22 protein-coding genes and 1 riboswitch are annotated in these 25,674 nt (G+C 74.1%); of the genes, 17 read left to right on the top strand and 5 right to left on the bottom strand.

Annotated features, from left to right (window positions below; translation table 11 throughout):
- Window positions 1-7: 7 nt before the first annotated feature.
- From ACIQ8B_RS26870 to ACIQ8B_RS26810, 13 genes are read left to right on the top strand one after another with little or no spacing between them, the layout of a single operon-like run.
- Entirely contained in the window at window positions 8-1,588 is a 1,581-nt protein-coding gene (locus tag ACIQ8B_RS26870) for a right-handed parallel beta-helix repeat-containing protein (RefSeq protein WP_290003982.1), read from the top strand.
- The gene (locus ACIQ8B_RS26865; protein WP_403550271.1) at window positions 1,581-2,834 is read left to right on the top strand and encodes an O-antigen ligase domain-containing protein; all 1,254 of its coding nucleotides are present in this window, start codon (window positions 1,581-1,583) and stop codon (window positions 2,832-2,834) included. The genes ACIQ8B_RS26870 and ACIQ8B_RS26865 overlap by 8 nt, the downstream gene beginning before the upstream one ends.
- On the top strand, window positions 2,835-4,100 hold the full coding sequence (locus tag ACIQ8B_RS26860; protein WP_403550269.1) for a glycosyltransferase: 1,266 nt from the start codon (window positions 2,835-2,837) through the stop codon (window positions 4,098-4,100).
- Window positions 4,097-5,332, top strand: a complete 1,236-nt coding sequence (locus ACIQ8B_RS26855; protein ID WP_403550267.1) for a class I SAM-dependent methyltransferase — start codon at window positions 4,097-4,099, stop codon at window positions 5,330-5,332. The genes ACIQ8B_RS26860 and ACIQ8B_RS26855 overlap by 4 nt, the downstream gene beginning before the upstream one ends.
- Entirely contained in the window at window positions 5,329-6,129 is an 801-nt protein-coding gene (locus ACIQ8B_RS26850) for a glucose-1-phosphate cytidylyltransferase (RefSeq protein ID WP_290003988.1), read from the top strand. Before ACIQ8B_RS26855 ends, ACIQ8B_RS26850 begins: the two co-directional genes overlap by 4 nt.
- A complete protein-coding gene (locus ACIQ8B_RS26845) occupies window positions 6,126-6,773 on the top strand; it encodes a PIG-L deacetylase family protein (protein WP_403550265.1) in 648 nt (215 codons plus the stop codon). The genes ACIQ8B_RS26850 and ACIQ8B_RS26845 overlap by 4 nt, the downstream gene beginning before the upstream one ends.
- Before the next feature lie 4 nt (window positions 6,774-6,777).
- Window positions 6,778-7,803 (top strand): NAD-dependent epimerase/dehydratase family protein, encoded by a 1,026-nt coding sequence (locus ACIQ8B_RS26840; RefSeq protein ID WP_403550263.1) that lies wholly within the window; start codon window positions 6,778-6,780, stop codon window positions 7,801-7,803.
- Window positions 7,791-9,074, top strand: a complete 1,284-nt coding sequence (locus ACIQ8B_RS26835; protein WP_290003994.1) for a DUF4910 domain-containing protein — start codon at window positions 7,791-7,793, stop codon at window positions 9,072-9,074. Before ACIQ8B_RS26840 ends, ACIQ8B_RS26835 begins: the two co-directional genes overlap by 13 nt.
- 5 nt (window positions 9,075-9,079) lie before the next feature.
- Window positions 9,080-10,381 (top strand): hypothetical protein, encoded by a 1,302-nt coding sequence (locus ACIQ8B_RS26830; protein WP_403550261.1) that lies wholly within the window; start codon window positions 9,080-9,082, stop codon window positions 10,379-10,381.
- On the top strand, window positions 10,378-11,325 hold the full coding sequence (locus ACIQ8B_RS26825) for a glycosyltransferase family 2 protein (protein WP_290003997.1): 948 nt from the start codon (window positions 10,378-10,380) through the stop codon (window positions 11,323-11,325). Before ACIQ8B_RS26830 ends, ACIQ8B_RS26825 begins: the two co-directional genes overlap by 4 nt.
- Complete coding sequence (locus ACIQ8B_RS26820; RefSeq protein WP_403550259.1) at window positions 11,322-12,542, top strand: polysaccharide pyruvyl transferase family protein; 1,221 nt, start codon at window positions 11,322-11,324, stop codon at window positions 12,540-12,542. The genes ACIQ8B_RS26825 and ACIQ8B_RS26820 overlap by 4 nt, the downstream gene beginning before the upstream one ends.
- Complete coding sequence (gene rfbC, locus ACIQ8B_RS26815; RefSeq protein ID WP_403550257.1) at window positions 12,539-13,114, top strand: dTDP-4-dehydrorhamnose 3,5-epimerase; 576 nt, start codon at window positions 12,539-12,541, stop codon at window positions 13,112-13,114. Before ACIQ8B_RS26820 ends, rfbC begins: the two co-directional genes overlap by 4 nt.
- On the top strand, window positions 13,111-14,436 hold the full coding sequence (locus tag ACIQ8B_RS26810; protein WP_290004001.1) for a glutamate-1-semialdehyde 2,1-aminomutase: 1,326 nt from the start codon (window positions 13,111-13,113) through the stop codon (window positions 14,434-14,436). The genes rfbC and ACIQ8B_RS26810 overlap by 4 nt, the downstream gene beginning before the upstream one ends.
- 9 nt (window positions 14,437-14,445) lie before the next feature.
- Here ACIQ8B_RS26810 and ACIQ8B_RS26805 read toward each other — a convergent pair whose 3' ends face one another.
- From ACIQ8B_RS26805 to ACIQ8B_RS26795, 3 genes are all read right to left on the bottom strand, one after another.
- Entirely contained in the window at window positions 14,446-15,129 is a 684-nt protein-coding gene (locus ACIQ8B_RS26805; RefSeq protein ID WP_403550255.1) for a phosphatase PAP2 family protein, read from the bottom strand.
- A gap of 185 nt (window positions 15,130-15,314) precedes the next feature.
- Window positions 15,315-15,509, bottom strand: coding sequence for a hypothetical protein (locus tag ACIQ8B_RS26800; RefSeq protein WP_106412024.1), 195 nt, complete (start codon window positions 15,507-15,509; stop codon window positions 15,315-15,317).
- A gap of 90 nt (window positions 15,510-15,599) precedes the next feature.
- Complete coding sequence (locus ACIQ8B_RS26795; protein WP_106416214.1) at window positions 15,600-16,400, bottom strand: SDR family oxidoreductase; 801 nt, start codon at window positions 16,398-16,400, stop codon at window positions 15,600-15,602.
- A gap of 177 nt (window positions 16,401-16,577) precedes the next feature.
- Here ACIQ8B_RS26795 and ACIQ8B_RS26790 point away from each other — a divergent pair, with 177 nt between their 5' ends.
- From ACIQ8B_RS26790 to ACIQ8B_RS26775, 4 genes are all read left to right on the top strand, one after another.
- The gene (locus tag ACIQ8B_RS26790; protein WP_403550252.1) at window positions 16,578-18,410 is read left to right on the top strand and encodes a thiamine pyrophosphate-requiring protein; all 1,833 of its coding nucleotides are present in this window, start codon (window positions 16,578-16,580) and stop codon (window positions 18,408-18,410) included.
- A gap of 166 nt (window positions 18,411-18,576) precedes the next feature.
- A riboswitch (cobalamin riboswitch) is annotated at window positions 18,577-18,765 on the top strand.
- A 29-nt stretch (window positions 18,766-18,794) separates the two neighbouring features.
- The gene (locus ACIQ8B_RS26785) at window positions 18,795-19,838 is read left to right on the top strand and encodes an ABC transporter substrate-binding protein (RefSeq protein ID WP_403550250.1); all 1,044 of its coding nucleotides are present in this window, start codon (window positions 18,795-18,797) and stop codon (window positions 19,836-19,838) included.
- Entirely contained in the window at window positions 19,835-20,950 is a 1,116-nt protein-coding gene (locus ACIQ8B_RS26780) for a FecCD family ABC transporter permease (RefSeq protein ID WP_403473592.1), read from the top strand. Before ACIQ8B_RS26785 ends, ACIQ8B_RS26780 begins: the two co-directional genes overlap by 4 nt.
- The gene (locus ACIQ8B_RS26775; RefSeq protein WP_290004014.1) at window positions 20,947-21,717 is read left to right on the top strand and encodes an ABC transporter ATP-binding protein; all 771 of its coding nucleotides are present in this window, start codon (window positions 20,947-20,949) and stop codon (window positions 21,715-21,717) included. The genes ACIQ8B_RS26780 and ACIQ8B_RS26775 overlap by 4 nt, the downstream gene beginning before the upstream one ends.
- Window positions 21,718-21,770: 53 nt before the next feature.
- Here the strand turns inward: ACIQ8B_RS26775 and ACIQ8B_RS26770 are convergent, their stop codons facing one another.
- Both ACIQ8B_RS26770 and ACIQ8B_RS26765 read right to left on the bottom strand, forming a co-directional pair.
- Window positions 21,771-22,502, bottom strand: a complete 732-nt coding sequence (locus tag ACIQ8B_RS26770; RefSeq protein WP_290004016.1) for a glycoside hydrolase family 11 protein — start codon at window positions 22,500-22,502, stop codon at window positions 21,771-21,773.
- 733 nt (window positions 22,503-23,235) lie between these two features.
- Window positions 23,236-25,455, bottom strand: coding sequence for a SpoIIE family protein phosphatase (locus ACIQ8B_RS26765; protein ID WP_403550247.1), 2,220 nt, complete (start codon window positions 25,453-25,455; stop codon window positions 23,236-23,238).
- Window positions 25,456-25,674 lie beyond the last annotated feature (219 nt).

Raw genomic sequence — 25,674 nt, 5'->3', positions numbered from 1 at the left:
GGCTGCGATGGGTCCGCGTGGAGGAGGGGGCGTGCGCCGGTGGCGGCGCTGGGCGTCCGCGGCCGGGCTGGCGCTGGCGCTGGTGGCGACCGCCGGCTGCGAGCAGCAGCCCGGGACGGCGAAGAAGCCGGACGCGCGGTCGAGGCCGGACGCGCGCACGCAGCCGGGGGACACCGCCGGGGCGCCGCGGACCGTGCCCCGGGTGTGCGAGAGGCCGAGGCCCGGACCGGCGGAGGCGCCGGCCGGCGCGGTGACCGTGGACCCCGCGGTGCCCGGTGACCTCTCCGCGAAGACCGACGCCCGCCCGGCCGGCACCACCTTCTGGCTGCGGCCGGGCAGGCACCGTCTGGCCGACGACCGGTACGCCCAGGTGGAGCCCAAGGAGGGCAACACCTACCTCGGAGCGCCCGGCGCGGTGCTCGACGGCCGAAGGACGAATCAGTACGCCTTCGGCGGCGGCGCGCGCGACGTCACCCTCCGGCACCTGACCGTGCAGGGGTTCGTCGCGCCGCACGACGAGGGTGTGGTCAACCACGACTCGGCCGACGGCTGGGTGATCGAGCACTCCAGGATCCAGTTCAACTCCGGCGCCGGGCTGATGGCCGGCTCCGGCCAGCGGGTGCGGGCCAACTGCCTGCGCGGCAACGGCCAGTACGGCATGAACGCGTACAAGGGGTCGGGTCCGCTGCGCGACCTGGTGCTGGAGGGCAACGAGATCACCGACAACAACCGGCACGACTGGGAGCGGAGGCGGCCCGGCTGCGGCTGCACCGGCGGGGTGAAGTTCTGGGCCGTCGACGGCGCGGACGTGCGCGGCAACTGGGTGCACGACAACCGCGGCACCGGCCTGTGGGCGGACACCAACAACAACGACTTCCTGATCGAGGGCAACGTCCTGGAGGACAACCACGGGGCCGCGCTGATGTACGAGACCAGCTACAACGCGGTCGTCCGGAACAACACGATCCGGCGGAACAACTGGGTCGAGGGCCGGCGGTACGCGGAGCGCGGCGACACCTTCCCGTTCGCCACCCTCTACGTGTCGGAGTCCGGCGGCGAGCCCCGCGTGCGGGCGCGCACCGACGAACTGGAGATCACCGGGAACGTCTTCGAGGACAACTGGAACGCGATCACCCTGTGGGAGAACGCCGACCGGTTCTGCAACAGCCCCGCCAACACCTCCTCGGGCGACTGCACGCTGCTCGTCGAGGACATGGACCGCTGCTCGCGGCCGGGCATCGCCACCGCGCCGCTCTACGCCGACTGCCGGTGGCGGACCCAGCGGGTGGACATCCACCACAACCGGTTCCTGCTGGACAAGTCGGCGGTGGACTGCACGTCCGGGTGCGACCGCATGGCGGTGCTCGCCAACTACGGCACCTACCCGGACTGGTCGCCGTACATGGGCGAGAAGGTGGCCGACGCCATCACGCTGAAGCAGCACAACCGCTGGCGGGACAACGTCTACGAGGGGCCGTGGACGTTCGTCGCCCACGACCCGAGCGGGGAGCTCGGCTTCGAGGAGTGGCGGGGTGCGCCGTACCGGCAGGACGCGGGGAGCACCTACCGCGCCGGGGACGGTGGTTGACGTGCGGGTGGAGCACACGCCGAGGACGGTCCAGGCGGTGTGGGGGCTGCTGGTCCTCAACACCCTCGGCTCCACGGGGGCCGTGACCATCGTGCCGCTGCCCCGGTCGCTGATCCAGATGGTCACGATGGGCGCACTGGTCGCCGCGTTCGTGCTGGCGCTCGCCCTCAACCTGCGGCTGCGGGTGCGGGCCAGCGCGTTCCTGCTGCTGCTCAGCCTGCTGCTGGTGCCGAGCCTGATCTCCAGCGCGGACCTGAGCGCCGGCTTCGGGGCGCTGTTCCGCTGCGGCCGGTTCGCGGTGTTCGTCGCCACGCTGTGGCTGCTCAGCCGCTGGTGGGACGGCTCCACCGCGTTCGTACGGTTCCACGTCCGCTGGTACTTCCTGGTGCTGTGCTCGGTGGCCGCGGGGCTGCTGCTGTCGCCGGGCGCCGCCCTGCCCGACCTCTACGGCGGCCGGCTGGTGGGGGCGCTGTGGCCGCTGACGCCGCCGCAGATCGGGCAGTACGCGGCGGTGGTCGTGGGGCTCGCCGTGCTGCTGGTGCTGGGCCGCCGCACCGACGGGCGCAGTGCCGCGCTGGTGATCGTGCCGTCGCTGGCGCTGCTCGCCCTGACGCACACCCGGACGGCCACCATCGGGCTGCTCGCCGGTCTGGTGGTGGCGGTCGGCTCGATGATGCCGACCAGCGCCGTCGCCCGCCGCTGGTTCGGCCGGGCGGTGCTGTGCGCCGCCGTCGCCGCGGTCGCGTTCGGGCCCCTGCTCCAGGCGTGGTTCCTGCGCGGGCAGACCGAGGAGAACTTCTCCTCCCTCACCGGCCGGGCCAAGGTGTGGGGGGCGCTGCTGGACGCGCCCCGGACGGGAGCGGAGCGGCTGTTCGGCGTCGGGCTGGGCGACAAGTCGTTCGACGGGCTGCCCATCGACAACAGCTGGCTGGCCGTCTACCACGAACAGGGCCTGCTGGGCGTGACGCTGGTGGCGGCGTTCGTGCTGGTGCTGGCCACGGTGGCGTTGCTGCGGCCGCCGTCGCCGGCGCGGGCCTGCGCGCTGTTCCTGATCACCTACTGCGGGATCGCCTCGTACACCGAGGCCGGTCTGGGCGACGCCTCGCCGTACCTGCTGCACCTGGCGGTGGCGGCCTCGCTGCTGGTGTCCCCCGCGGCCCGGCCGGCGCCCGGGTCCGGGCCGCCGGCGCCGGAACCCGCACGGCGGCCCGTCGCGCGGCCGGTCCCCGGGAAGGAGGTGGTGTGAATGCACGTCATGGTGGTGCACAACCGTTACGCGTCGGCACAGCCGAGCGGGGAGAACAAGGTCGTCGACCAGGAGGTGGCGCTGCTGCGGGAGGGCGGCCACCGGGTCGGGGTGTTCGAGCGGCGCAGCGACGACATCGCCGCCCGCTCGCTGCCCGCCAAGGCCGCAATACCGCTGCTGGTGCCGTGGAACCCGGCGGTGCGCGCCCGGCTGGCGGAGCGGCTGCGCGCCGAGCGGCCGGACGTGGTGCACCTCCACAACGTCTTCCCGCTGCTGTCGCCCGCGGTGATCGCCGCCTGCGCGGACGCCGGGGTGCCGGCCGTCGCCACGCTGCACAACTACACCCAGGTGTGCCCGCCGGGCACCCTGCACCGGGACGGCTCGCCGTGCACCGCGTGCGTGGGCCGGGCGCCGCTGCCCGCCGTCCGGCACGGCTGCTACCGCGGCAGCGCGCTGGCGACGGTGCCGCTCGCGGTGAGCCTGTCGGTCAACCGGCGGCGCTGGTGGTCGGGCGTGGAGCGGTTCTTCTGCATCTCGGCGGCGCAGCGCGAGGTGCTGGTGGACGCCGGGATGCCGGCCGAACGGCTCGTGGTGAAGCACAACTTCGTGCCCGAGACGGACGTGCGCCGCACCGGTCCGGGCGAGCACCTGCTGTACCTGGGGCGGCTCGCGGAGGTCAAGGGTGTCCGGCTGCTGATGGCCGCGTGGGACGAGCTCGCCGCCGCCGGCGGGGTGGGGGTGCCGCTGGTGATCGCCGGCACCGGCCCGCTGGAGGCGGAGGTGGCGGCCTGGGCGGCGGGCCGGGACGACGTGCGCCACGTCGGCCTGTACGACCGGGTGCGGTGCCGCCGGGCCGTGGCGGAGGCGGTGGCCGTGGTGGCGCCGTCGACGTGGAAGGAGGCGTTCGGGCTGGTCGTGGTGGAGGCGATGGCGGCGGGGGTGCCGGCCGTCGCCGCCGGGCACGGCGCCTTCACCGAGCTGGTCGAGGACGGGGTGACCGGGCTGCTGCACCGGCCGGACGACGCCGCGTCGCTGGCCGCCGCGCTGCGCCGGATCACCGCGGAGGACGAACGCAACCGGGACATGGGCCGGACCGCCCGGCTCCGGTACGAGCGGGGCTTCAGCCCGGAGGTCGGGCTGGAGCGCCTGGAGGAGGGGTACCGCGCGGCGATCGCGGGACGCGGCGGGGCGGCCCCGCCGCGAGGGGACACGCACACGGGCTCGCGCCGGGGGGACCCGCGCGAGCGGGATGGGGGAAGCAGATGACACGTTGCCGACTGTGCGGTGCGACGGCGCTGGAGAGCGTCGTCGACCTGGGGGCGACCCCGCCGTGCGAGAGCTTTCTCGCGGCGGACCGGCTGGACGCGCCGGAACCGACGTACCCGCTGCACCTGCGGGTGTGCACGGACTGCTGGCTGGCGCAGATACCGCCGCTGATCACGCCGGAGGAGACGTTCAGCGAGTACGCGTACTTCTCCTCGTACTCCTCCTCCTGGGTGGAGCACGCGCGGGTGTTCGTCGAGGACGCGGCCGCGCGGCTGGGGCTCGGCGAGGACTCCTTCGTGGTGGAGGTGGCGAGCAACGACGGCTATCTGCTGCGGCACGTGGTGGACCGGGGCGTCCGCTGCCTGGGCGTCGAGCCGTCGGTGAACGTCGGGGCGGCGGCGCGGGAGGCGGGCGTGCCCACGCTCACCGCGTTCCTGAGCCCCGAGACGGGTGCCGCCGTGCGCGCCGAGCACGGGCCGGCCGACCTGGTGGTCGCCAACAACGTGTACGCGCACATCCCCGACGTCATCGGCTTCACCGGGGGCCTGCGCGCCCTGGTCGCCGACGACGGCTGGGTCTCGATCGAGGTGCAGCACCTGCTGACCCTCATCGAGGGGAACCAGTACGACACGATCTACCACGAGCACTTCCAGTACTACACGGTCGCGTCCGCGGTCCGGGCGCTGGCCAGTGGCGGGCTGACGCTGGTGGACGTGGAGCTGCTGCCCACGCACGGCGGTTCGCTGCGGCTGTGGGCCCGCCCCGACGAGGCGGCCGGCGAGCCGAGCCGCCGGGTGGCCGACGTGCTGGCGCGGGAGAAGGCCGCCGGGCTCCAGGAGCTGTCCGGGTACACCGAGTTCTCCGCGCGGGTGGCGAAGGTGCGCCGGGACCTGCTGCGGTTCCTGGTCGACGCGGCCGAGCGCGGCGAGACGGTCGTCGGGTACGGCGCGCCGGGCAAGGGCAACACGCTGCTCAACCACTGCGGGATCCGGCCCGACCTGCTGCCGTACACGGTGGACCGCAACCCCTACAAGCACGGCCGGTACACGCCCGGCACCCGCATCCCGATCCTGCCGCCGGACCGGATCGCCGCCGACCGGCCGGACTACGTGCTGGTGCTGCCCTGGAACCTGCGCGCCGAGCTGGTCGAACAGCTGGCGTACGTGCACGAGTGGGGCGGCCGGCTGGTCTTCCCCATCCCGGAACTGAGCATTGTCGAGGTCGAGCGATGAAGGTCGTACTGTTCTGCGGCGGTTACGGGCTGCGCATGCGCGCCGGGGCGAACGACGACATCCCCAAGCCGATGGCGATGGTCGGCCCGCGCCCGCTGATCTGGCACGTGATGCGCTACTACGCGCACTACGGGCACAAGGAGTTCATCCTGTGCCTGGGCTACGGCGCCCACCACATCAAGAACTTCTTCCTCACCTACGAGGAGACCACGTCCAACGACTTCGTGCTGCGCGGCGGCCGCACCGAGCTGCTGTCCACCGACATCGCGGACTGGACCATCACGTTCGCGCAGACCGGCATCGAGTCGCCGATCGGTGAGCGGCTGCGCCGGGTGCGGCACCACCTGGACGGCGACGAGATGTTCCTCGCCAACTACGCGGACGTGCTCACCGACGCCCCGCTGCCGGAGATGATCGACCGGTTCTCCCGCCGGGACGCGGGCGCGTCGATGATGGTGGTGCCGCCGCAGTCGTCGTTCCACTGCGTCGAGCTGGGCGAGGACGGCCTGGTGGGCGGCATCACCCCGGTGAGCGAGCTGCCGCTGTGGGAGAACGGCGGCTACTTCGTGCTGCGCCAGGAGATCTTCGACCACATCCCCGAGAACGGGGATCTCGTCGCCGACGGGTGTGCCCGACTGGCCAAGCGGGGAAGGCTCGTCGCGCAGCAGCACCGCGGTTTCTGGCAGCCGACCGACACCGTGAAGGAGCGTACGGCCCTGGACGAGGCCTACGCCCGGGGGGACAGGCCGTGGGCCGTGTGGGAGCGGCGGCGTGCGGAGACGGGGGTGAGCGCGTGATCCGGCTGGGCACCGGACGGCTGGAGCGGATCGTCGCGGTGGGCGCGCACTGCGACGACATCGCCATCGGCGCCGGCGGCACCCTGCTGACCCTGTGCCGGGCCCACCCGGGCCTCAGGGTCGACGCGCTGGTGCTGACCGGCGGCGGCACGGAGCGCGAGCAGGAGGAGGCCGAGGCGCTCGCCGCGTTCTGCCCGGGCGCCGACCTCAGGCTGACCGTGGACAAGCTGCCCGACGGCCGGCTGCCCGCGCACTGGGCGGAGGTCAAGGCGGCGGTCGAGGAGCTGCGTGCCCGCACCGGGCCCGACCTGGTGCTCGCGCCGCGCACCGAGGACGCGCACCAGGACCACCGCGGCCTGGCCAAGCTGATCACGACCGCGTTCCGCGACCATCTCGTGCTCGGCTACGAGATCGTCAAGTGGGACGGGGACCTGGGCCGTCCGGTGGTGTACCAGCCGCTGGCGCCGGAGACGGCCGAGGACAAGGTGCGGCTGCTGCAGGAGCACTACCCCTCGCAGCGGCACCGGCCCTGGTACGACCGGGAGGCCTTCCTCGGGCTCGCCCGGATCCGCGGCATCGAAAGCAACGTGCGCTACGCCGAGGCGTTCGCCGTCACCAAACTCACTGTCGACCTGGGGGGTTGAAACCTTGCGCGTACTGCTCACCGGACACCAGGGCTATCTGGGCACCGTGATGGCCCCGGTGCTCACGGCCGCCGGACACGAGGTGGTCGGGCTGGACGCCGGCCTGTTCGCCGACTGCGTGCTGGGGCCGGACCCCGCGGACCCTCCGGGGACGCGGGTGGACCTGCGGGACGTCACGGCCGGCCACGTGGCCGGGGTGGACGCCGTGATCCACCTGGCCGCCCTGTCCAACGACCCGCTGGGGGCGCTGGCGCCGGAACTCACCTACGACATCAACCACCACGCGTCCGTGCGGCTGGCGAGGCTGGCCCGCGACGCGGGGGTGCGGCGCTTCCTGTACGCCTCGACCTGCTCGGTCTACGGCGCGGCGGGCGGCGACGAGCTGGTGGCCGAGGACGCCCCGCTGCGCCCGGTGACGCCGTACGCCGAGTCCAAGGTGCGGGTGGAGGACGACCTGCACGAGCTGGCCGACGACGACTTCAGCCCGGTGTACATGCGCAACGCGACCGCCTTCGGGTACTCGCCGCGGCTGCGCGCCGACATCGTGCTGAACAACCTGGTGGGTCACGCCCTGCTGTCCGGTGAGGTGCTGGTGCTGTCCGACGGCACGCCGTGGCGTCCGCTGGTGCACGCCGAGGACATCGCCCGCGCGTTCACGGCCGCCCTCCAGGCGCCGCGGGAGGCGGTGCACGACCGGGCGTTCAACATCGGCAGCGAGGTCAACAACGTCACGGTCGCGGAGATCGCCCAGCAGGTCGCGGACGCGGTGGACGGCTCCAAGGTGGTCATCACCGGGGAGACAGGCGCCGACCCGCGCTCCTACCGGGTGGACTTCTCCCGGTTCCGCGCGGCGGTCCCCGGCTTCGAGTGCGAGTGGACCGTGAAGCGCGGCGCGCTGGAACTCGCCGACGCCTACCGGACGCACGGGCTGACCCGGGAGGCGTTCGAGCAGCGGTTCACCCGGCTCGCCGTGCTGCGCGCGGCGTCCGGCGCGGGCACGGTCGACGACACCCTGCGGTGGCGGTCGTGACCACGCCGGGCGAGGAGATGCACGCCCTGGTGGAGCGGATGTACCCGCTGTGCCGGAGCATCACCGGCGACGGGGTGCGCGCCACCCTGGACATCGTCGGGGAGCACCTGCCGCTGGAGGTGCACGAGGTGCCCACCGGCACGCAGGTGCTCGACTGGACCGTGCCGCAGGAGTGGAACGTCCGGGAGGCGTGGATCGCCGACCCGTCCGGCCGGCGGGTCGTCGACCTCGCCGACTCCAGCCTGCACGTGCTCGGGTACAGCGTGCCGGTGGCGGCGCGGATGCCGCTGTCCGAGCTGCGCCCGCACCTGCACACCCTGCCCGAGCATCCGGCGTGGGTGCCGTACCGGACCAGTTACTACAAGCCGGACTGGGGGTTCTGCCTGGCGCAGGAGACCCTGGACGCGCTGCCGGACGGCGAGTACGAGGTGCGGATCGACTCCACCCTCGCGGACGGGCACCTCACCTACGCCGAGCACGTGGTGCCGGGGCGGGTGCCGGACGAGGTGATCGTCTCCAGTCACGTCTGCCACCCGTCGCTGGCCAACGACAACCTGGCCGGCATCGCGGTGGCGGTGTTCCTCGCCCGGTCGCTGGCCCGGGGCACGCCGTACCACACGTACCGGTTCCTGTTCGCGCCCGGCACCATCGGGGCGATCACCTGGCTGGCCCGCAACGCCGGGCGGGTGGAGCGGGTGAAGCACGGGCTGGTGCTGGCGTGCGCGGGCGACCGGGGCTCGCTGACGTACAAGCGGAGCAGGCGCGGGGACGCGGAGATCGACCGGGTGATGCGCCACGTGCTGCGGACCTCCGGACGCCCGCACGAGATACGGGAGTTCACGCCCTACGGCTACGACGAGCGGCAGTTCTGCTCGCCGGGCTTCGACCTCGGCGTGGGTTCCCTCAGCCGGACCCCGTACGCCGGCTACCCGGAGTACCACACCTCGGCGGACGACCTGGACTTCGTGTCCCCGGAGGCGATGGAGGACACTCTCGCCGTCTGCCGGGAGGCGTTCGCCGTGCTCGACCGCAACCGCCGGTACGTCAACCTCAGCCCGTACGGGGAGCCGCAGTTGGGCCGGCGCGGCCTCTACGGGGCGCTCGGCGGCCGCAGCGACGCGCAGGAGGCCCAGCTGGCGATGCTGTGGGTGCTCAGCCTCTCCGACGGCGAGCACGGTCTGCTGGACGTGGCCGAGCGGGCCGGTCTGCCGTTCGACACCGTCGCCGCGGCGGCCGACGCCCTGCACGGCGCCGGACTGGTCAAGGCGTGAGACCGGTGGCCGCCGAGGGGGACGGGACGTCGACAGCGCCGGAGCGGCCGGCCCGCACCGTCACGCGGGCCGTCGCGGGCCGGCTGTCGTGGGGGCTGGCCGACCAGGCGGCCTCCAGCCTGTCCAACTTCGTCGTGGGCGTGTACGTGGCGCGCTCGCTGGGCCTGACCGCGTTCGGCGTGTTCAGCCTGGCCTGGGTGACCTACGGCGTGGTGCTCAGCGTCTCCCGGGGCCTGGCCACCGACCCGCTCGTGGTGCGGTTCAGCGGCGTGTCCGAGGCGTCCTGGCGGCAGGCGGTGGCCCGCTCCACGGGCACCTCGCTGGGCGTCGGCGCGGTCGTCGGCGCGCCGTGCCTGGCGTTGTGGCCGCTGCTCGGCGGCAGCGTGGGGGCCGCGTTCGGCTGCCTGGGCGTGGTGCTGCCCGGCCTGCTGCTGCAGGACGCCTGGCGGTACTCGTTCTTCGCGGCCGGCGTCGGCCGGAAGGCGTTCGTCAACGACGTGGTGTGGGGCGTGGCGCTGATCCCCGCCATGGTCGTGGCGGCCCAGGTGGGCACCGTGCCCGCGTTCCTGCTCGCCTGGGGCGGGTCGGCGGCGGTGGCGGGGGCGTACGGCTGGGCGCAGTCCGGCGTCCTGCCCCGGCCGGCCGGGGCCCGGGCGTGGATCCGCGACCACCGTGACCTGGGCTACCGGTACCTGGTCGAGAACACGTGCGTGAGCGGCGCGAGCCAGCTGCGCGCGTACGGGCTCGGCGCGATCGTCGGCGTCGGCGCGGTCGGCGTCGTCCGGGGCGCCGAGCTGCTGCAGGGCCCGTTCCTGGCCGTGCTGATGGGGCTGACGCTGGTCACCGTGGCGGAGGCGGCGCGGATGCTGCGGCAGGCCCCGCACCGGCTGGGCCGGTTCTGCCTGTTCCTGGGCGGCGGTCAGGCGGTCGCCGCCCTGCTGTGGGGCGGCGTGCTGCTGCTGATGCCGGACCGGGCGGGCGAACTCGTCCTCGGCGACGTCTGGCCCGCCGCCGCGGAACTCATCGTGCCGGCCACCCTCGGTGTCGCGGGGGCCGGTGTCGGCACCGGAGCGGCCGCCGGGCTGCGCGCGCTCGGCGCGGCCCGGCTCAGTCTGCGGTGCCAGATCTTCGCCTCCGTCTGCTACGTCGGCCTCGGGATCGGCGGTGCGGCCCTCGGCGGCACCGTCGGTTCCGCCTGGGGCGCCGCCGCCGCCTCCGTGTGCGGCTCGGCCGCGTGGTGGCTGCATCTGCGCGTCGCCCTGCGCGAGCACCACCGAGATCCCATCCGTGAAGTGAGGACGTCATGACCGCGCAACCCCGGCTGAGCATCGGCCTTCCCGTGTACAACGGCGAGGAGTACCTCGCCGAGTCGCTGGAGGCCCTGCTCGGCCAGACGTACGAGGAGTTCGAGTTGGTCATCTCCGACAACGCGTCGACCGACGGCACCCAGGACATCTGCCGCCGCTACGCCGCGCGGGACTCCCGGATCCGGTACCTCCGGCTGCCCCGGAACATCGGCGCCGCGCCCAACCACAACTACGTCTTCACCCAGTGCCGCGGCGAGCTGTTCAAATGGGCCTCGCACGACGACCTGTACGCCCGGGACCTGCTGAAGCGCTGTGTGGAGGCGCTGGACGAGCGCCCGGACGTGATCCTCGCGCACAGCGACCAGGCCGTCATCGACGAGGACGGCAAGGTCAAGGTGCCCTACGCGTATACGCTCGCCACCGACTCGCCGCACGCGCCGGAGCGCTTCCGCAGCCTGCTGTTCGAGCCGGGCGGCGACGACTTCTACGGGGTGATGCGGGCCGACGTGCTGCGCCGGGTGAAGCCGCACGACAGCTACCACCACGCGGACCGCACGTTCGTCGCCGAGATCACCCTGCACGGCCCCTTCCACCAGGTGCCGGAGCTGCTGTACTTCCGCCGCGACCACCCCACCCGCGCCGAGCGGGCCAACCCCTCCAAGCGCGCCCGCTGCGTCAACCTGGACCCCCGCCGGGCCGGACCGCTGCACCCGACGCCCCGGCTGCTCGCCGAGTACGTGTGGGGGTTCGTCTCGGCGGTCAGACGGGCGCCGCTGTCCGCCGCCGACCGGCGCGCCTGCTACCGGCACCTGGCCGCGTGGGCGGCCGGCCGGGTCCGTCCGGGCGCCGGCGAGCGGGTCGAGGACCGGGCCCCGGTGGACCCGGACGCGCTGGGCGTCTCCGTCGACGCCCTGGTCGCCGGCCGCGAGAGGAGGGACGCGTGAGGTCCCCTCGTGTGGGCATCTTCGGCCTGTTCGGCTCCGGGAACGTCGGCAACGACGGGTCGCTGGAGGCCGTGCTGGGCCACCTCCGCGCCGCGCACCCGGACGCGGCCCTGGACGCCCTGTGCGGCGGACCCGAGACCGTCACGGCCCGGTACGGGGTCCCGGCGGCCCGGCTGCACTGGTACCGCGGGGAGTACCGCACCGCCTCGCGTTTGAAGGACGTCGCGGGCAAGGGCGCGGGCAAGCTCGTGGACGCCTTCCGCATCGCGGCCTGGGTGCGCCGGCACGACGTGGTGGTCGTGCCGGGCACGGGCATCCTGGAGAGCACGCTGCCGCTGCGGCCGTGGGGCATGCCGTACTCGCTGTTCCTGGTGTGCGCGGCCGGGCGGCTGCTCGGCACCCCGGTCGCGCTGGTCGGCGTCGGGGCGTCCGAGACCGGCAGCCGGGCGGTGCGGGCGCTGACCCGGTGGGCGGCGCGGCTGGCCGCATACCGGTCGTACCGGGACACGCTGTCGCGGGACGCGATGCGGGCGACGGGCGTGGACACCCGGGGCGACGAGGTCTACACGGACCTGGTGTTCGCCCTGCCCACTCCCCCGCCGGGCGACCCGGCGGGACCGGGCGGACCGGTGTGCGTGGGCGTCATGGACTTCGGCGGGAACAACGACGAGCGGGACCGGGCGGAGGAGCTGCGCCGCCGCTACCTGGACGGCACCACGCGGTTCGTGCGCGCCCTGGCCGCGGAGGGCAGGCCGGTGCGGCTGCTCACCGGCGACGACGTCGACCGGCCGGTGACCGAGGCGATCCTCGAGGCGGTGGACTCGCCGCTGGTCACCGCCGCCGCGACGGCGTCCCTGGGCGACCTGATGAAGGAGATGGCGGTCGCGGACACCGTGGTGGCGACCCGCTACCACAACCTGGTCTGCGCGCTGAAGGTCGGCACCCCGGTGCTCGCCCTGAGCTACGCGGCGAAGAGCGACCGGTTGATGGCGGACATGGGTGTGGGCGAGTACTGCCACGCGGCGCGCGAGATCGACGCGGGCCGGCTGCTGGAGCAGTTCCGGGAGCTGGAGCGGAACCGGTCGGCGGTGCGGCGGACCCTCGCCGGACGGGGCCCGGTGCTCGCCGGGCGGGTCCGGCAGCAGTTCGCCGCGCTGTCCGCCCTGATCCCGGGGCCCGGCCCCGCCCCCACCCCCGCACGACAGGAGACCCCATGAAGGTGACCGAGGTCCCGGCGATCGCCGGGGCGTTCCTGTTCGAGCCGACGCCGTTCACCGACGAGCGCGGCTTCTTCTGCCGCACGTTCGACGCGGACGTGGTGCGTTCCGCGGGCATCGACCCGGACGCCTTCGTCCAGGACAGCCTCTCCCGGTCGGTGCGGGGCGTGGTGCGCGGCATGCATCTGCGGTCCGGCGAGGGCGAGGCCAAGCTGGTGCGCTGTTCCCACGGGCGGATCTTCGACGTGGTGGTGGACCTGCGGCCCGGCTCGCCGACGTACCGGGGCCGGGCCACGTTCGAGCTGTCCGGCGACACGCAGGCGACGCTGTACGTCCCGGCGGGCTGCGCGCACGGCTTCCAGGCGCTGACGGACACCGCCGACACGTCGTACCGGATCGACCGTCCGCACGACCCGGCGGAAGACGTGACGATCGCCTTCGACGACCCGGAACTGGCCGTCCCCTGGCCGCTGCCGGTCACGGCGACGTCCGAACGGGACCGCAAGGCGCCGGGCCTCGCGGAGGCGCTGAGGACGCCGGCGGGGCGGCGGACGGCGGTGAGGCCGTCGTGAGCGGGGAGGAGCTGCGGCTGCCGCTGTCGCAGGCCGTCAACGAACGGCTGCACGCGCTGGTCCCCGGCGGGGCGCACACGTACGCCAAGGGCGACGACCAGTACCCGCAGGACCTGGCGCCGGTCATCAGTCACGGGCGCGGCGCCCATGTGTGGGACGTCGACGGCAACCGCTACATCGAGTACGGCTCGGGGCTGCGGTCGGTGAGCCTCGGCCACGCCCATCCGCGGGTGCTGGAGGCGGTGCGGCGGGAACTCGACCGCGGCAGCAACTTCGTGCGCCCGTCGGTGGTGGAGGCGGAGGCGGCGGAGCGGTTCCTCGCCACGGTGCCGACCGCCGAGATGGTCAAGTTCGCGAAGAACGGCTCCGACGCCACCACGGCGGCGGTCCGTCTGGCGCGCGCCGTCACCGGGCGCCCGCGGGTGGCGCTCTGCGCCGACCATCCGTTCTTCTCGGTCGACGACTGGTTCATCGGCACCACCCCGATGCCGGCGGGCGTCCCGCGGGCGACCACGGACCTGACGGTCACCTTCCCCTACGGCGACCTGACCGCCACGGAGGAGCTGTTCGACCGGTACCCGGGCGAGATCGCCTGCCTGATCCTGGAGCCCGCCGCCCAGACCGAGCCGCCGCCCGGTTACCTCGCCGGGCTGCGCGACCTGGCCGACCGGCACGGCTGCGTGCTGGTCTTCGACGAGATGATCACCGGCTTCCGCTGGTCCGAGGCGGGCGCCCAGGGCCTGTACGGGGTCACCCCCGACCTCTCCACCTTCGGCAAGGCGCTGGGCAACGGCTTCGCGGTGTCCGCGCTGGCCGGGCGCCGGGCGCTGATGGAGCGGGGCGGGCTGCGCCACGACGCCGACCGGGTGTTCCTGCTGTCCACCACGCACGGCGCGGAGACGCACGCCCTGGCGGCGGCGATGGCGGTGCAGGCCACGTACGTGGAGGAGGGCGTCACCGCGCGGCTGCACGCGCTGGGCGAGCGGCTGGCCGCCGGGGTCCGGGACGCGGCGGCCGCGATGGGCGTCGCCGGGCACGTGGTCGTCCGGGGCCGCGCGAGCAACCTGGTCTTCGCGACGCTCGACGCGCGGGGACGGCCGTCGCAGGAGTACCGGACGCTGTTCCTGCGCCGCCTGCTGACGGGCGGGGTGCTCGCCCCGTCGTTCGTGGTGAGCAGCGCGCTGGAGGAGTCCGACATCGACCGCACGGTGGACGTGGTCGGCCAGGCGTGCGCGGTCTACCGCAAGGCGCTGGACGCGGGTGACCCGACACCGTGGCTGGGGGGCAGGCCGGTACGGCCGGTGTTCCGGCGGAGGGCGTGAGGCAAGCCGTCAACGCGCGCGGCGGCGCAGGGAGTCGGCCGTACGGTCGATTCCCCACGCCGCCGCCGGCACCACCGCCAGGGCGGTGCAGCAACCGCCCACGGTGTCGGTCGCGTAGTGCGCCCCGGTGGCGACCTGCGCCCAGCCCATGACGGCTCCGGCGGCGAAGGCGGCGCCCAGCGCGAGGGCGGTTCCGGCGGCTTGCCCGAGCCCGTGCCGCCCCGCCGCGAGCAGCGCCAGGGTGAGGGCCAGGGCGGTGAGGAAGGCGGTGTGCCCGCTCGGGTAGGCCAGGTTCTCGTCGCCGTGGATGGTGCGGGCGGCCAGTGGCTTGAGCAGCCGCGTGACCCCGACGGCCAGCCCGGGTCCGGCGAGGAGCAGCACGGCGGCGCGGGGACGGCGGGCCGTCAGGCAGCCGATGACACCGGCCGTGAGCAGCAGGAGCGCGCCCGCCGGGTCGCCGAGGAAGTCCGTCGCGGAGGCGACGTGCCACCACGGCGCCCCGGCCCCGTACGCCGCCTCCCCGATCCGCGCGTCCGTCCGGCCGGGCCCGTCGTCACCGGCGTACCGGACCCCGAGCACGACGACCACCGACGCGGCGAGGGCGGCGACGACCGCGAGGCGCCGGCGCAGCACCCCGGGCAGCACCGCCGCGGCGGTCGCCTTGCCGTCCGTCACCGTCACCGTGCCGTCCACCCCCGTGCAACGCCCCGTGTCAGCCTAACCGACGGTGAGGGAAGGGCAGTTGAGGGACGGACGGCGTCGAGGGGCGTCGGGCGGCGCGAACCGGCGGTACGCGGGCGCCGTTCACGCCCGCGTACCGCACGACGGCGGGGGCGCCGCTCGTGCACAGCGCGCCCCCGCCGTCGGCCGGCGGCCCCTCAGGCCGGGTGGTCCGGCTGCTGCTCCGGGGGCGTACCGCCGCCCCGGCCGCCGCCCTTGTTGCCGCGGTCGGTGCCGTGGGCGCGCCCGCCCTCGCCCCGGCCGGGCTGGGACGCCTTGCGGGCTCCGCTGTCCTGCGGCGTGCCCCCGCCCTTGTCGCTGCGCCGCAGCTCGGGCTGTTGCGGATTCGACATCGGCTTCCTCCTTGCGTCGCCTGCGCCTCGGTGCGCCTGCCGCTCACCGGGTGTCTCGTGTGCGCGGGCCGAAACGCCCGGCCGTCCGGATCAGTCCCGCGGGCCGTCGCCCGTCCCCGGCTCGGCCAGCCGCCGGTGGGCCGCCGCCTTCACGCCGTCGGGCAGCACCTTCCCGGCCAGGCCCTGCGCCTTGGTCATCAGCGACCCGGTGACGGCCTTCTTCTCGCCCTTCACGATCGCTTCGAACGCCTGCTCGGCCACCTGGGCCGGGGGGTCCTTCTTCATGGAGCCCATGCGGGTGTCGTCCGTCATGTCGGCCCGGTCGAAGAACTCCGTCTCCGTCGGGCCCGGCATGAAGGCGGTGACCGTCACCCCGGTGTCCTTCACCTCCTCCGCCAGCGCCTGCGCGAAGCTCTGCACGAACGACTTGGAGGCGTTGTAGACCGGCTGGAAGGAGCCGGGCATCTGGGCGGCGACGGAGGAGGTGAAGGCGAGGCGTCCCGCGCCGCGCGCCACCATCGCCCGCAGCAGCGGCTTGGCCAGCCGCACGGTCGCGGTGACGTTGAGGTCGATGACCTCCTGGTCGTCGGTGAGGTCGGTGTCCACGAAGGCGCCGCCCTGACCGACCCCGGCGTTGAGGACGGCGACGTCGACGGTCAGGCCGTCGAGCGCGTCGAGAAGCAGGAAGCGTCCTTCGCCGGTCCGCAGGTCGGCGCGCACCGCGCGCACCTCCGCGCCCGACTCCCGCAGCTTCTCCGCCGCGCCCTCCAGCTCCTCGTCCTCGGCGTTCACCACGAGGTCGTAGCCGTGCGACGCGAACTGTCCGGCCAGCTCGAGGCCGATGCCGCTGGACGCGCCGGTGATCAATGCGAGTGGCCGTGTGTCAGTCATGCCGGACGGGTAACCCCGCCGGTCCGGGTCACGCACCCCGCCCTCCCCCGACGTTTCCCGCCCGTCCGCCCGGTTACCCGCGCGGTGGCGCGTCCCGCACGTCCGGGGCCGCGCCGCGCCCCCTTTCCCGGCGCCGGGGACCGGCCGTCCGCCGGCGGGAGCAGAAACGGAGTCCGCATGGCCAGCACGAAGGTGTCCGACTTCATCCTCCAGCGGCTGCGCGACTGGGACGTCGACCATGTCTTCGGCTACGCGGGCGACGGCATCAACGGACTGCTGGCCGCCTGGGGCCGCGCCGGCAACGAGCCGAAGTTCGTCCAGGCGCGGCACGAGGAGATGTCCGCCTTCCAGGCCGTCGGCTACGCCAAGTTCTCCGGCAAGGCGGGTGTCTGTGCCGCCACCTCGGGCCCCGGCGCGATCCACCTCCTGAACGGCCTCTACGACGCCAAGCTGGACCACGTCCCGGTCGTGGCGCTGGTCGGGCAGACGAACCGCAGCGCCATGGGCGGCTCCTACCAGCAGGAGGTGGACCTCGCCGCGCTCTTCAAGGACGTCGCGTCCGACTTCTGCGAGACGGCGACGGTCCCCGAGCAGCTGCCGAACCTGATCGACCGCGCCTTCCGCACCGCGTACGCCCGGCGCACGGTCACCGCGGTCATCCTGCCGGGCGACGTGCAGGAGATGGACTACAGCCCGCCCACGCACGCCTTCAAGATGGTGCCCTCCAGCCTCGGCCTGGGCCGGTACGCGCCGGTCCCCGCCGACGAGGACCTCCAGCGGGCCGCCGACGTGCTGAACGCGGGCGAGAAGGTCGCCGTGCTGATCGGGCAGGGCGCGCGCGGCGCCCGCGAGGAGGTCGAGCGGCTCGCGGACGTGCTGGGCGCCGGGGTGGCGAAGGCGCTGCTCGGCAAGGACGCCCTGCCCGACGACCTGCCGTACGTCACCGGCTCCATCGGGCTGCTGGGCACCCGCCCCTCGTACGAGCTGATGCGGGACTGCGACACGCTGCTGATGATCGGGTCCAGCTTCCCGTACACGCAGTTCCTGCCGGAGCTGGACCAGGCGCGGGCCGTGCAGATCGACATCGACCCGCACATGATCGGCCTGCGCTACCCGAACGAGGTGAACCTGGTCGGCGACGCCCGCGAGACCCTGCGGCGGCTGCTGCCGCGCCTGCACCGCAAGGAGGACCGGACCTGGCGGGAGCAGGTCGAGAAGAACGTCACCCGTTGGTGGGAGGTGATGCAGCGGCGCGCCGCCGTGAGCGCGGACCCGGTGAACCCGGAGTACGTGGTGCACGCCCTGGACGGCAGGCTGCCCGACGACGTGGTCCTCGCCGCCGACTCCGGCTCGGCCGCCAACTGGTACGCCCGGCACCTGCGGCTGCGCGGCCGGATGCGCGGCTCACTGTCCGGGACGCTGGCGACGATGGGCCCCGGTGTGCCGTACTGCATCGGCGCGAAGTTCGCCCACCCCGACCGGCCGGCCATCGCCCTGGTCGGGGACGGGGCCATGCAGATGAACGGCATGATGGAGATGGTCACGGCGGCGAAGTACTACCGCGAGTGGTCCGACCCCCGGCTGATCGTCGCCGTGCTGAACAACGGCGACCTCAACCAGGTCACCTGGGAGATGCGGGCCATGTCCGGCGCGCCGCAGTTCGAGGAGTCGCAAGCCATCCCGGACCTGCCGTACGCGGACATCGCCCGGCGCATGGGCCTGGACGGGGTCCGGGTGGAGAAGCCGAAGCAGGTCGAGGCCGCGTGGGACCGGGCGCTCGCCGCGGACCGGCCGTTCGTCATCGACTTCCGCACCGACCCGGCGGTGCCGCCGATCCCGCCGCACGCGTCCCTGGACCAAATCGAGGCGGCGGCCGCCGCGATCCTCAAGGGCGACAGCGACCGCGGCTCGATGGTGCGGCAGGGCCTGAAGGCGAAGGTCCAGGAGATGCTCCCCGGCACCCGGCACCGCGCCGGCCGGCCGGGCGCGGGCCCGGACGACAGCGCCTGAGCCCGGTACCGTGCCTCCCGGGACCGCGCGCCCTCCACCTCTTCCGTCCGGCGTCCCCGGGAGCGCTCCGCGCCCGGCCGGGCGCGGGTCGCCGGCGGGCGGTGCGAGGCGCCGCCGCTCCGGGGCGGGTGCGGACACCCGCCCCGCCCTTTCGCCCCGCGGGGGCCGACTCGTAGGATCGACGGGTCATCAACACCGCGACGGGAGACAGGAAGCCGGTGCGAGTCCGGCACGGTCCCGCCACTGTGACCGGGAAGTGCACCCCCTTCCACGTGCCACTGCGCGCCGCGCGGGAAGGCCAGGGGGAAGCGTCGATCCGGGAGTCAGGACACTGGCCTGTCGCGGGCCCGTTCCGAGGAGCGCGGACTCCCCAGGAGGCTTCACGTGTACGACGGCACGTCCCGTCCCGCCCTGTCCACCCCTGCCCGCGGGCGGCTCGCCGTGCGGGCGGCCGCCGCCGCCCTCGCCCTCGCGGCCGCCCTGCTGACCGCCGGCTGCGGATCGTCGCGGGACACCGCCCAGGACGCGAAGGCGCCGGCCGCACCGGCCGCAGGCTTCCCCGTCACCGTCGACAACTGCGGCGTGCGGACCACGTACGAGAAGCCGCCCGCGCGCGTCGTCACCATCCACCAGCACCCGGCGGAACTGATGCTCGCCCTCGGTCTGAAGGACCACATGGTCGGCACCGCCTTCCCCGACTCCCCGGTCCTGCCCGAGCTGAGGAAGGACTACGCGTCGATCCCCGAACTGGCCAGGAAGGAACCGTCGTTCGAGACGGTCCTGGAGGCCGACCCGGACCTCGTCTACGGCGGTTACGGCAGCGCCTTCGCCGAGAACGAGGGCCGTTCCCGCACGGCGTTCGCCGACGCCGGCATCGACACCCACCTCAACCGCGAGTACTGCGGCAGGAAACGGGTCACGATGCGGGACACCTACGACGAGATCCGCACCGTCGGCCGGATCTTCGGCGTCCCGGAGCGGGCCGACACGCTGGTCGCCGGCCTCGCGGACCGTGTCGAGAAGGCCGCCGGCAAGGTCGCGGACGCGCCGAAGGTGCCCGTCTTCGTCTACGACAGCGGCGACCGGACCGCCTTCACCGCGGGCGGCAAGAGCCTGGGCACCGAACTGATCCGGCTGGCCGGCGGCGAGAACGTCTTCGCCGACCTCGACGACGTCTTCGGCGACGTCTCCTGGGAACAGGTCGTCGACCGCAGGCCCGAGGTCATCGCGATCTACGACTACGCCGGCGCCGGCAGCGTGGGACGGAAGAAGAAGTTCCTGCTCTCCCAGCCCGCTCTCGAGGACGTGCCCGCCATCAGGAACAAGCGGTTCGTCGTCCTGCCGCTGACCGCCACCCTGGTGGGCGTCCGCTCCGCCTACGCGGTGGAGGACCTGGCCCGCGGCCTCCACCCCGAGAGCTTCGCGTGACGGCCCCGGCCGTGGGGACCGGCACCGAGCGGGCCGCACGGCGACGGCACGAGGACGACGGGCGGGCCGGCCTGGCCGGTCTCACCGTCACCCTCGTCGTCCTGGCCGTCACCCTGGCGGTCTCCGCCACCGCCGGTCTGGCCATCGGGTCGGTGCGGGTGCCGCCCGGCCAGGTGTGGGGCATCGTGACGCACGCGCTGGGCGCCGGCTGGACGGAACCGGACTGGTCGCGGGCGCGGGAGACCATCGTGCTGGACGTGCGCGCGCCGCGCGTGCTCCTCGGGGCCGTGGCCGGGGCGGGCCTCGCGGTTGTGGGCACCGCCCTGCAGGCCCTGATCCGCAACCCGCTCGCCGAGCCCTACCTGCTCGGCGTCTCCTCGGGGGCGTCCCTGGGCGCCGTGTCGGTGATCGTGTTCGGGGTGACCCTGTTCGGGCCGGCGTCGCTGTCGGTCGCCGCGTTCGCGGGCGCGCTGGGCGCCCTGGTGCTCGTCTACGCCACCGCCCGCACCGGCGGCCGCATCACGTCGGCACGGCTGGTGCTGTCCGGTGTGGCCGTCGCCGCGATGCTCACCGCCGTGCTGGACCTGCTGCTGCTCGCCACCGACCGGGGCAACGAGGCCCGCGCGGTCCTCGCCTGGACCCTGGGCGGCCTCGGCGGGGTCACCTGGGACACGGTCCGGCTGCCCGGCGCGGCCCTGCTCCTGGGGGTCGCCGTCCTCATGGTGCAGGCCCGCAACCTCAACCTCCTGCTCGCCGGTGAGGAGGCCGCGACCACGATGGGCCTGGACGTGGCCCGCTTCCGCGCCCGCATGTTCGTCGTGCTCTCCCTCGTCACCGGCATCCTGGTGGCGGCGTGCGGCCCGATCGGATTCGTCGGCCTGATGGTGCCGCACATCGTCCGCATCGCCGTCGGCGGCGACCACCGGCGCGTCCTGCCGACGGCGGCCCTCGGCGGCGCGGTCTTCCTCGTCTGGGCGGACATCGCCGCCCGCGTCGTCGTGGCGCCCATGGAGATCCCCGTCGGCGTGCTGACCGCCCTGTGCGGCGGCCCCTTCTTCCTGTGGCTGATGCGCCGCACTGCCCGCCGGAGCACCGACCGGGGAGCGGTATGACCGGCACCGAACTCGTCATCGACACGGTCACCCTCACCGCCGGCGCGCACCGGCTGGTCGAGGAGGTCTCCCTGACGGCCCGCCCCGGCGAGGTCATCGGCCTGGTCGGTCCGAACGGCAGCGGGAAGTCCAGCCTGCTGCGCGCCGTCTACCGCGTCCTGCGCCCCGCGGCCGGCCGGGTGTCCGTCGACGGCGCCGACGCCTGGTCGCTGCCCGTGCGGCGACTGGCCCGCACGGTGGCGGCGGTGGTGCAGGAGACGGGCGCCTCGTTCGGCCTCTCGGTGCGTGAGGTCGTCGCCATGGGCCGCACCCCGCACAAGCGGCTGCTCGACGGCGACACCGCCGAGGACGCCGGTGCGATCGCGTCGGCGCTCGAAGCGGTCGACGCCACGAGCCTCGCCCACCGCCCCTTCGACCTGCTCTCCGGCGGTGAGCGCCAGCGCGTCCTCATCGCCCGCGCCCTCGCCCAGCAGCCCGCACTGCTGGTCCTGGACGAGCCGACCAACCACCTCGACATCCGGCACCAGCTCGAGCTCCTCGGCACCCTGCGGAGGCTGCCGGCGACGGTCCTGACCGCCCTGCACGACCTCAACCTCGCCGCCCGCTACTGCGACCGCCTCTACGTCCTGCACGCCGGCCGGGTCACGGCCTCGGGCCCGCCCGCGGACGTCCTGACGCCCCGCCTGCTGGCCGAGGTCTACGGCGTGGCGGCCGAGGTCGCCGTCCATCCGCGCACGGGTGCTCCCCAGGTGACCTTCCTCCCGTGACCGTGGAAGGGCCCCGTGAGCGGCGTGCTCACGGGGCCGGTGCGGCGACGGGATCAGCCGGAGACCGTGATGGTGGAGCTTCCGCTGCTCTGGTAGCCCTCGGTGGCCATGATCATGTAGTACCTGAACTGGCCCAGGTTCAGGCCCGCGCGCGCCCAGGCGTCGAAGTGGTTCCCGGTGGTGATGGTGCCGGATCCACTGGTCACCTTCGACCGGCGGACGCTCCAGTACTGGTCGAAGGTGCGGGTTCCCTCGACGGACGGGGCGTTGTACCGGGTCGTCCGGTAGATGTCGTACGTGCCGCCGTCGCTGGTGACGGTGCCCCGGTGCTCGCCGGTGGGCCGGTAGCTGCCCCAGTTGTCGACGATGTAGTACTCGACCAGCGGGTTCGAGGTCCAGCCGTAGAGGCAGCCGTAGCCGTTGCCCGACGGGTTGAAGTAGCCGGTGTACCGGACCGTCCTGCGTCCGCCGTTGTTCCAGCCCTTGCCGGCGACGAAGTTGCCGCAGTTGGTCCACCGGGTGCTGTAGCTGCCGCCGCCGTTGAGCGTCATGGAGACGGAGCCGCCGCCGTCGGTCCAGAACGAGTAATACATGCCGTCGTAGCCGGTCTGGTTGGTGGTGATGGTGGTGGCGGCGTGGGCGGTGCCGGGCACCAGCAGCCCCGACGCGGTGGCGAGCGCGGCGGCGCCGGCGCCGGCGCCGACGAGGAAGCCGCGTCGGCTCAGGCCGCTGAAGGGGGCGGGGCTTTGCCGGATCCGGTCCTGCTGCGTGCCGTCCTGGTGCATGCGTCCTCCCGATGAAGGTCGGTGGGGGCCGGGCGGCTCCTGCCGCCCGCGGCCTTGCATGGAGCGGCCACCGTCCCCGGTCGTGCGACGTGAGGGGAACGGGGACCTGCTGTCGTGCGGTGGCCACAGTTTTCGAAGGACGCCATGGGCCTGTCAACAGTTTCGACAGTCTTTCGGAAACTATTCTTCCAGCGGGCCACCCGGGACGGTACACATACGCCCAGGTCATCCCCGCTCACAAGGGCGTTACCGTGAAGCGTCGACGGAGGGGCGAGGCGCGCGCAACGCAAGCACGCACAGCTCCATCGAAACTTTCGAAGCGACTGTCACGGGTTCCGGGACATCGCCGCGTGGACCCGGCCGAAGCGCCCCGCAGCCAGATCCCGCCGCGCGACCGACCACCCGAGGACGGCCCCCTCCAGGCCGTGGACCGCATGTTCCCACCGGGCCGGACACACCCGGTCCTCAGGCCGTACGTCCCCGCCTTCCCCCGGACCCTGAGAAGGTCGTCGGCCCGGGGGTGTCATGGGCGGAATGACAGAAGCCCGGTGTGACAACGGAGCGGCGCGGGGAGCCCGTACCGACCATCTTCGCGCGGGCGGCAGTTGTCCCCGACGCTCGTCGCACGGCCTGCGCCGGGTCGGCCGACGGCCCGTCACCCGCCGCCGGCCGTGAGGACCGTCGGCCCGCCGGGCGGACCCGGCAGCCGACGGTCCCCCGGGTCAGGGCGCGGCTACCGCGAGCACGGTGGCGGCGCGTCCGCGGTGACGACCAGGGCGGCCTGGTCGTCGTCGACCGTGCGGCCGTCCATGAAGGCGCGGATGTCCTCCGTCAGGGTCCGCACGACGTCCGTCGCGGTGGGGCGGAGCGGGGCGGAGGCCAGGGCGTCGGCCAGTCGCGCGTCCCCGTACTGCTCCGCGCCCGCGGCCCGGCACTCGGTGATGCCGTCGGTGTACAGCACCAGGCTCTCCGCGGGGCGCAGCGTGAAACGGACGGCGTCGAGCAGGGGCGGGATGCCGATGCCGAGCAGGCCGCCGGAGGCCTCGACCGGGGTGACCGCGTGGCCGGCGTCCAGCAGGAGGGGCGGTGTGTGGCCCGCCCTGACGAGTTCGACGGCGAGTCCGTCGCCGACCGGCGTCAGGTGGCCGTAGACCAGCGTGACGAAGCCGTTGTTCTGCTCGGGGTTGCGGTCGTTCAGGGCTCGGTCGACGGCCTTGACGACGCTGACCGGGTCGTCGAGCAGCGGGGCGACGGCGCGAGCGGTGTGCCGGACCAGGGCCGTCGTGGTGGCGGCCCTGGCACCGCGCCCGCAGACGTCCCCGAGGACGAAGGACCAGCTTCCGTCCCCGCGGGAGAAGACGTCGTAGAAGTCGCCCCCGATGTCGAGCCCCTGGCCGGCCGGGTGGTAGAAGGCGGCGAGCTGCGCGCCGGGGACGTCGGGCAGGTCCGGCAGCAGCAGGCCGGTCTGGAGGTCACGGGCGAGGGCGGCGCGCTGCGCGTACTGGCGTGCGTTGCGCGCGGCCGAAGCGGCGCGGCGGGCCACTTCCTCCGCCAGAGCGATCCGGTGGCCGTCGAGGGACGCTTCGTCCGTCGCGTACAGGCTCAGCGCGCCGAAAGGACGCCCCCGGTCCAGCAGAGGCACGCAGAGGTATCCGGTGACGCCCAGCTCCTGCCAGAGGCCGGGACCGGTCGGGGTGCGGCGGGCCACTTCGGTGACGCCGGAGGCCAGGACCCGCGCGAGGGCGTCGTCCCCGGTGTCCGGGACGGGGCGGTGCGAGGCGAGCAGCTCACGAGCGCGCTCGCTCGTGGCGGCGGCCGCCACCCGCTGGACGCGTCCCGCCTCCACGACGTCCACCGCGGCGAGCGGGGCCAGCACCGGGACGGCCAGGGCGGCCAGCCGTCGCAGTGTCTGCCCCTCGTCCAGCGGGCCGGCCAGCGCGGTGCTGACGGCCAGCAGGTAGGAGAGGTCGTCGCGGGCCGCCTTCTCCCGGGCGTCGGCCGCCCGCCGGGCCTGTTCGGCGTGATGCCGCTCGACGGCGAGGGCGGCGGTGTCGACGAAGAGGCGGGCCAGCGCGAGGTGGATGTCCTGGGGGGCGCACGGTGTGCGGTGGTACATCGCGAACGTGCCCAGCACCCGCCCGTCACGGCCGAGGATCGGCGTGGACCAGCACGCGGCGAGTCCGGCCCGGCCGGCCAGGTCACGGAAGTCCTCCCACAGGGGGTCGCGGGCGATGTCGGTGACGATCACCTGCTGCCGCCGGTGGGCGGCCGTGCCGCACGAGCCGACTCCCTCGCCGATGGCGATGCCGTCGATGGCCCGGGTGTAGAAGCCGGGCAGGCTGGGTGCGGCACCGTGGTGCAGGCGGCGGCCGTCCTCGTCCGCCAGCAGGACCGAGACGATGACGCCGGGGGAGAGCTCCTCGATCGCCCGGCACATCCCCTCCAGCACCTCGGGCAGGGGCGCCTGACGGGCGATCTGTTCCAGGAGCGCGCGCTGCTCGGCGGCCAGCCGCCGGGCGTGTTTGACCTGAGTGGTCTCCACTCCGATCATGCGTACGCCGATGACGTTGCCGCCGGCGTCGCGGCGGGCCTCGTAGGTGAAGTCGAAGAACGCCTCACGGGCCTGGCTGCCGACACCGACGACGACACGGGTGTCGCGGCCGATGTGCCGCTCCCCCGAGCGGTAGACCTGGTCGAGCAGCCCGAGGAAGCCCTGGGCCTTCAACTCGGGCATCAGATCGCCCAGAGGCACACCGGTGCGTTCCCGCCGCCCGCCCCCGATCGCGGTGAAGAACGCGGGGTTCGCGGCCTCCAGCACATGGGCGGGACCCGCCATGGAGGCGAACAGCGCGGTCGACGTCCCGAACAGCAGCGACAGGTCCTCGTCCACGTCCCGTTCCGCCGGTGACGGGCGCGCCCCCTCCTCGGACCGCGGTTCCCGTTCAGCTCTCATCTCGTCCCCTCCACCGGCGCGTGCACCGGCCCGGCACTCGTTCCCCCCGGCTCCGGCCCGTGCCTTCGGCGGGAGCGTGCGACGTGACGTCCCGGCCGCGCGGGACATCACCGCGTCCGACGGGGTGGGGCGCGACCGGCCGGCGAGGCGCGCCCGTCCCGCGGCGGGGCCGTCCGGAGCGGCCGGGGCGACGGGCCGCCTCACGGCTCATCGCCTCGC

It is taken from the genome of Streptomyces sp. NPDC096105, assembly GCF_044763335.1.
Classification (GTDB): domain Bacteria; phylum Actinomycetota; class Actinomycetes; order Streptomycetales; family Streptomycetaceae; genus Streptomyces.
Note: the sequence above shows the minus strand (reverse complement) of the source record. Positions and strands in the feature narration are given on the sequence as shown.

Coding starts and splice junctions, on each gene's coding strand:
- ACIQ8B_RS26870 (WP_290003982.1), top strand. CDS start 8: ATGGGTCCGCGTGGAGGAGGGGGCGTGCGCCGGTGGCGGCGCTGGGCG.
- ACIQ8B_RS26860 (WP_403550269.1), top strand. CDS start 2,835: ATGCACGTCATGGTGGTGCACAACCGTTACGCGTCGGCACAGCCGAGC.
- ACIQ8B_RS26855 (WP_403550267.1), top strand. CDS start 4,097: ATGACACGTTGCCGACTGTGCGGTGCGACGGCGCTGGAGAGCGTCGTC.
- ACIQ8B_RS26850 (WP_290003988.1), top strand. CDS start 5,329: ATGAAGGTCGTACTGTTCTGCGGCGGTTACGGGCTGCGCATGCGCGCC.
- ACIQ8B_RS26825 (WP_290003997.1), top strand. CDS start 10,378: ATGACCGCGCAACCCCGGCTGAGCATCGGCCTTCCCGTGTACAACGGC.
- rfbC (WP_403550257.1), top strand. CDS start 12,539: ATGAAGGTGACCGAGGTCCCGGCGATCGCCGGGGCGTTCCTGTTCGAG.
- ACIQ8B_RS26800 (WP_106412024.1), bottom strand. CDS start 15,509: ATGTCGAATCCGCAACAGCCCGAGCTGCGGCGCAGCGACAAGGGCGGG.
- ACIQ8B_RS26795 (WP_106416214.1), bottom strand. CDS start 16,400: ATGACTGACACACGGCCACTCGCATTGATCACCGGCGCGTCCAGCGGC.
- ACIQ8B_RS26790 (WP_403550252.1), top strand. CDS start 16,578: ATGGCCAGCACGAAGGTGTCCGACTTCATCCTCCAGCGGCTGCGCGAC.
- ACIQ8B_RS26775 (WP_290004014.1), top strand. CDS start 20,947: ATGACCGGCACCGAACTCGTCATCGACACGGTCACCCTCACCGCCGGC.
- ACIQ8B_RS26770 (WP_290004016.1), bottom strand. CDS start 22,502: ATGCACCAGGACGGCACGCAGCAGGACCGGATCCGGCAAAGCCCCGCC.
- ACIQ8B_RS26765 (WP_403550247.1), bottom strand. CDS start 25,455: ATGAGAGCTGAACGGGAACCGCGGTCCGAGGAGGGGGCGCGCCCGTCA.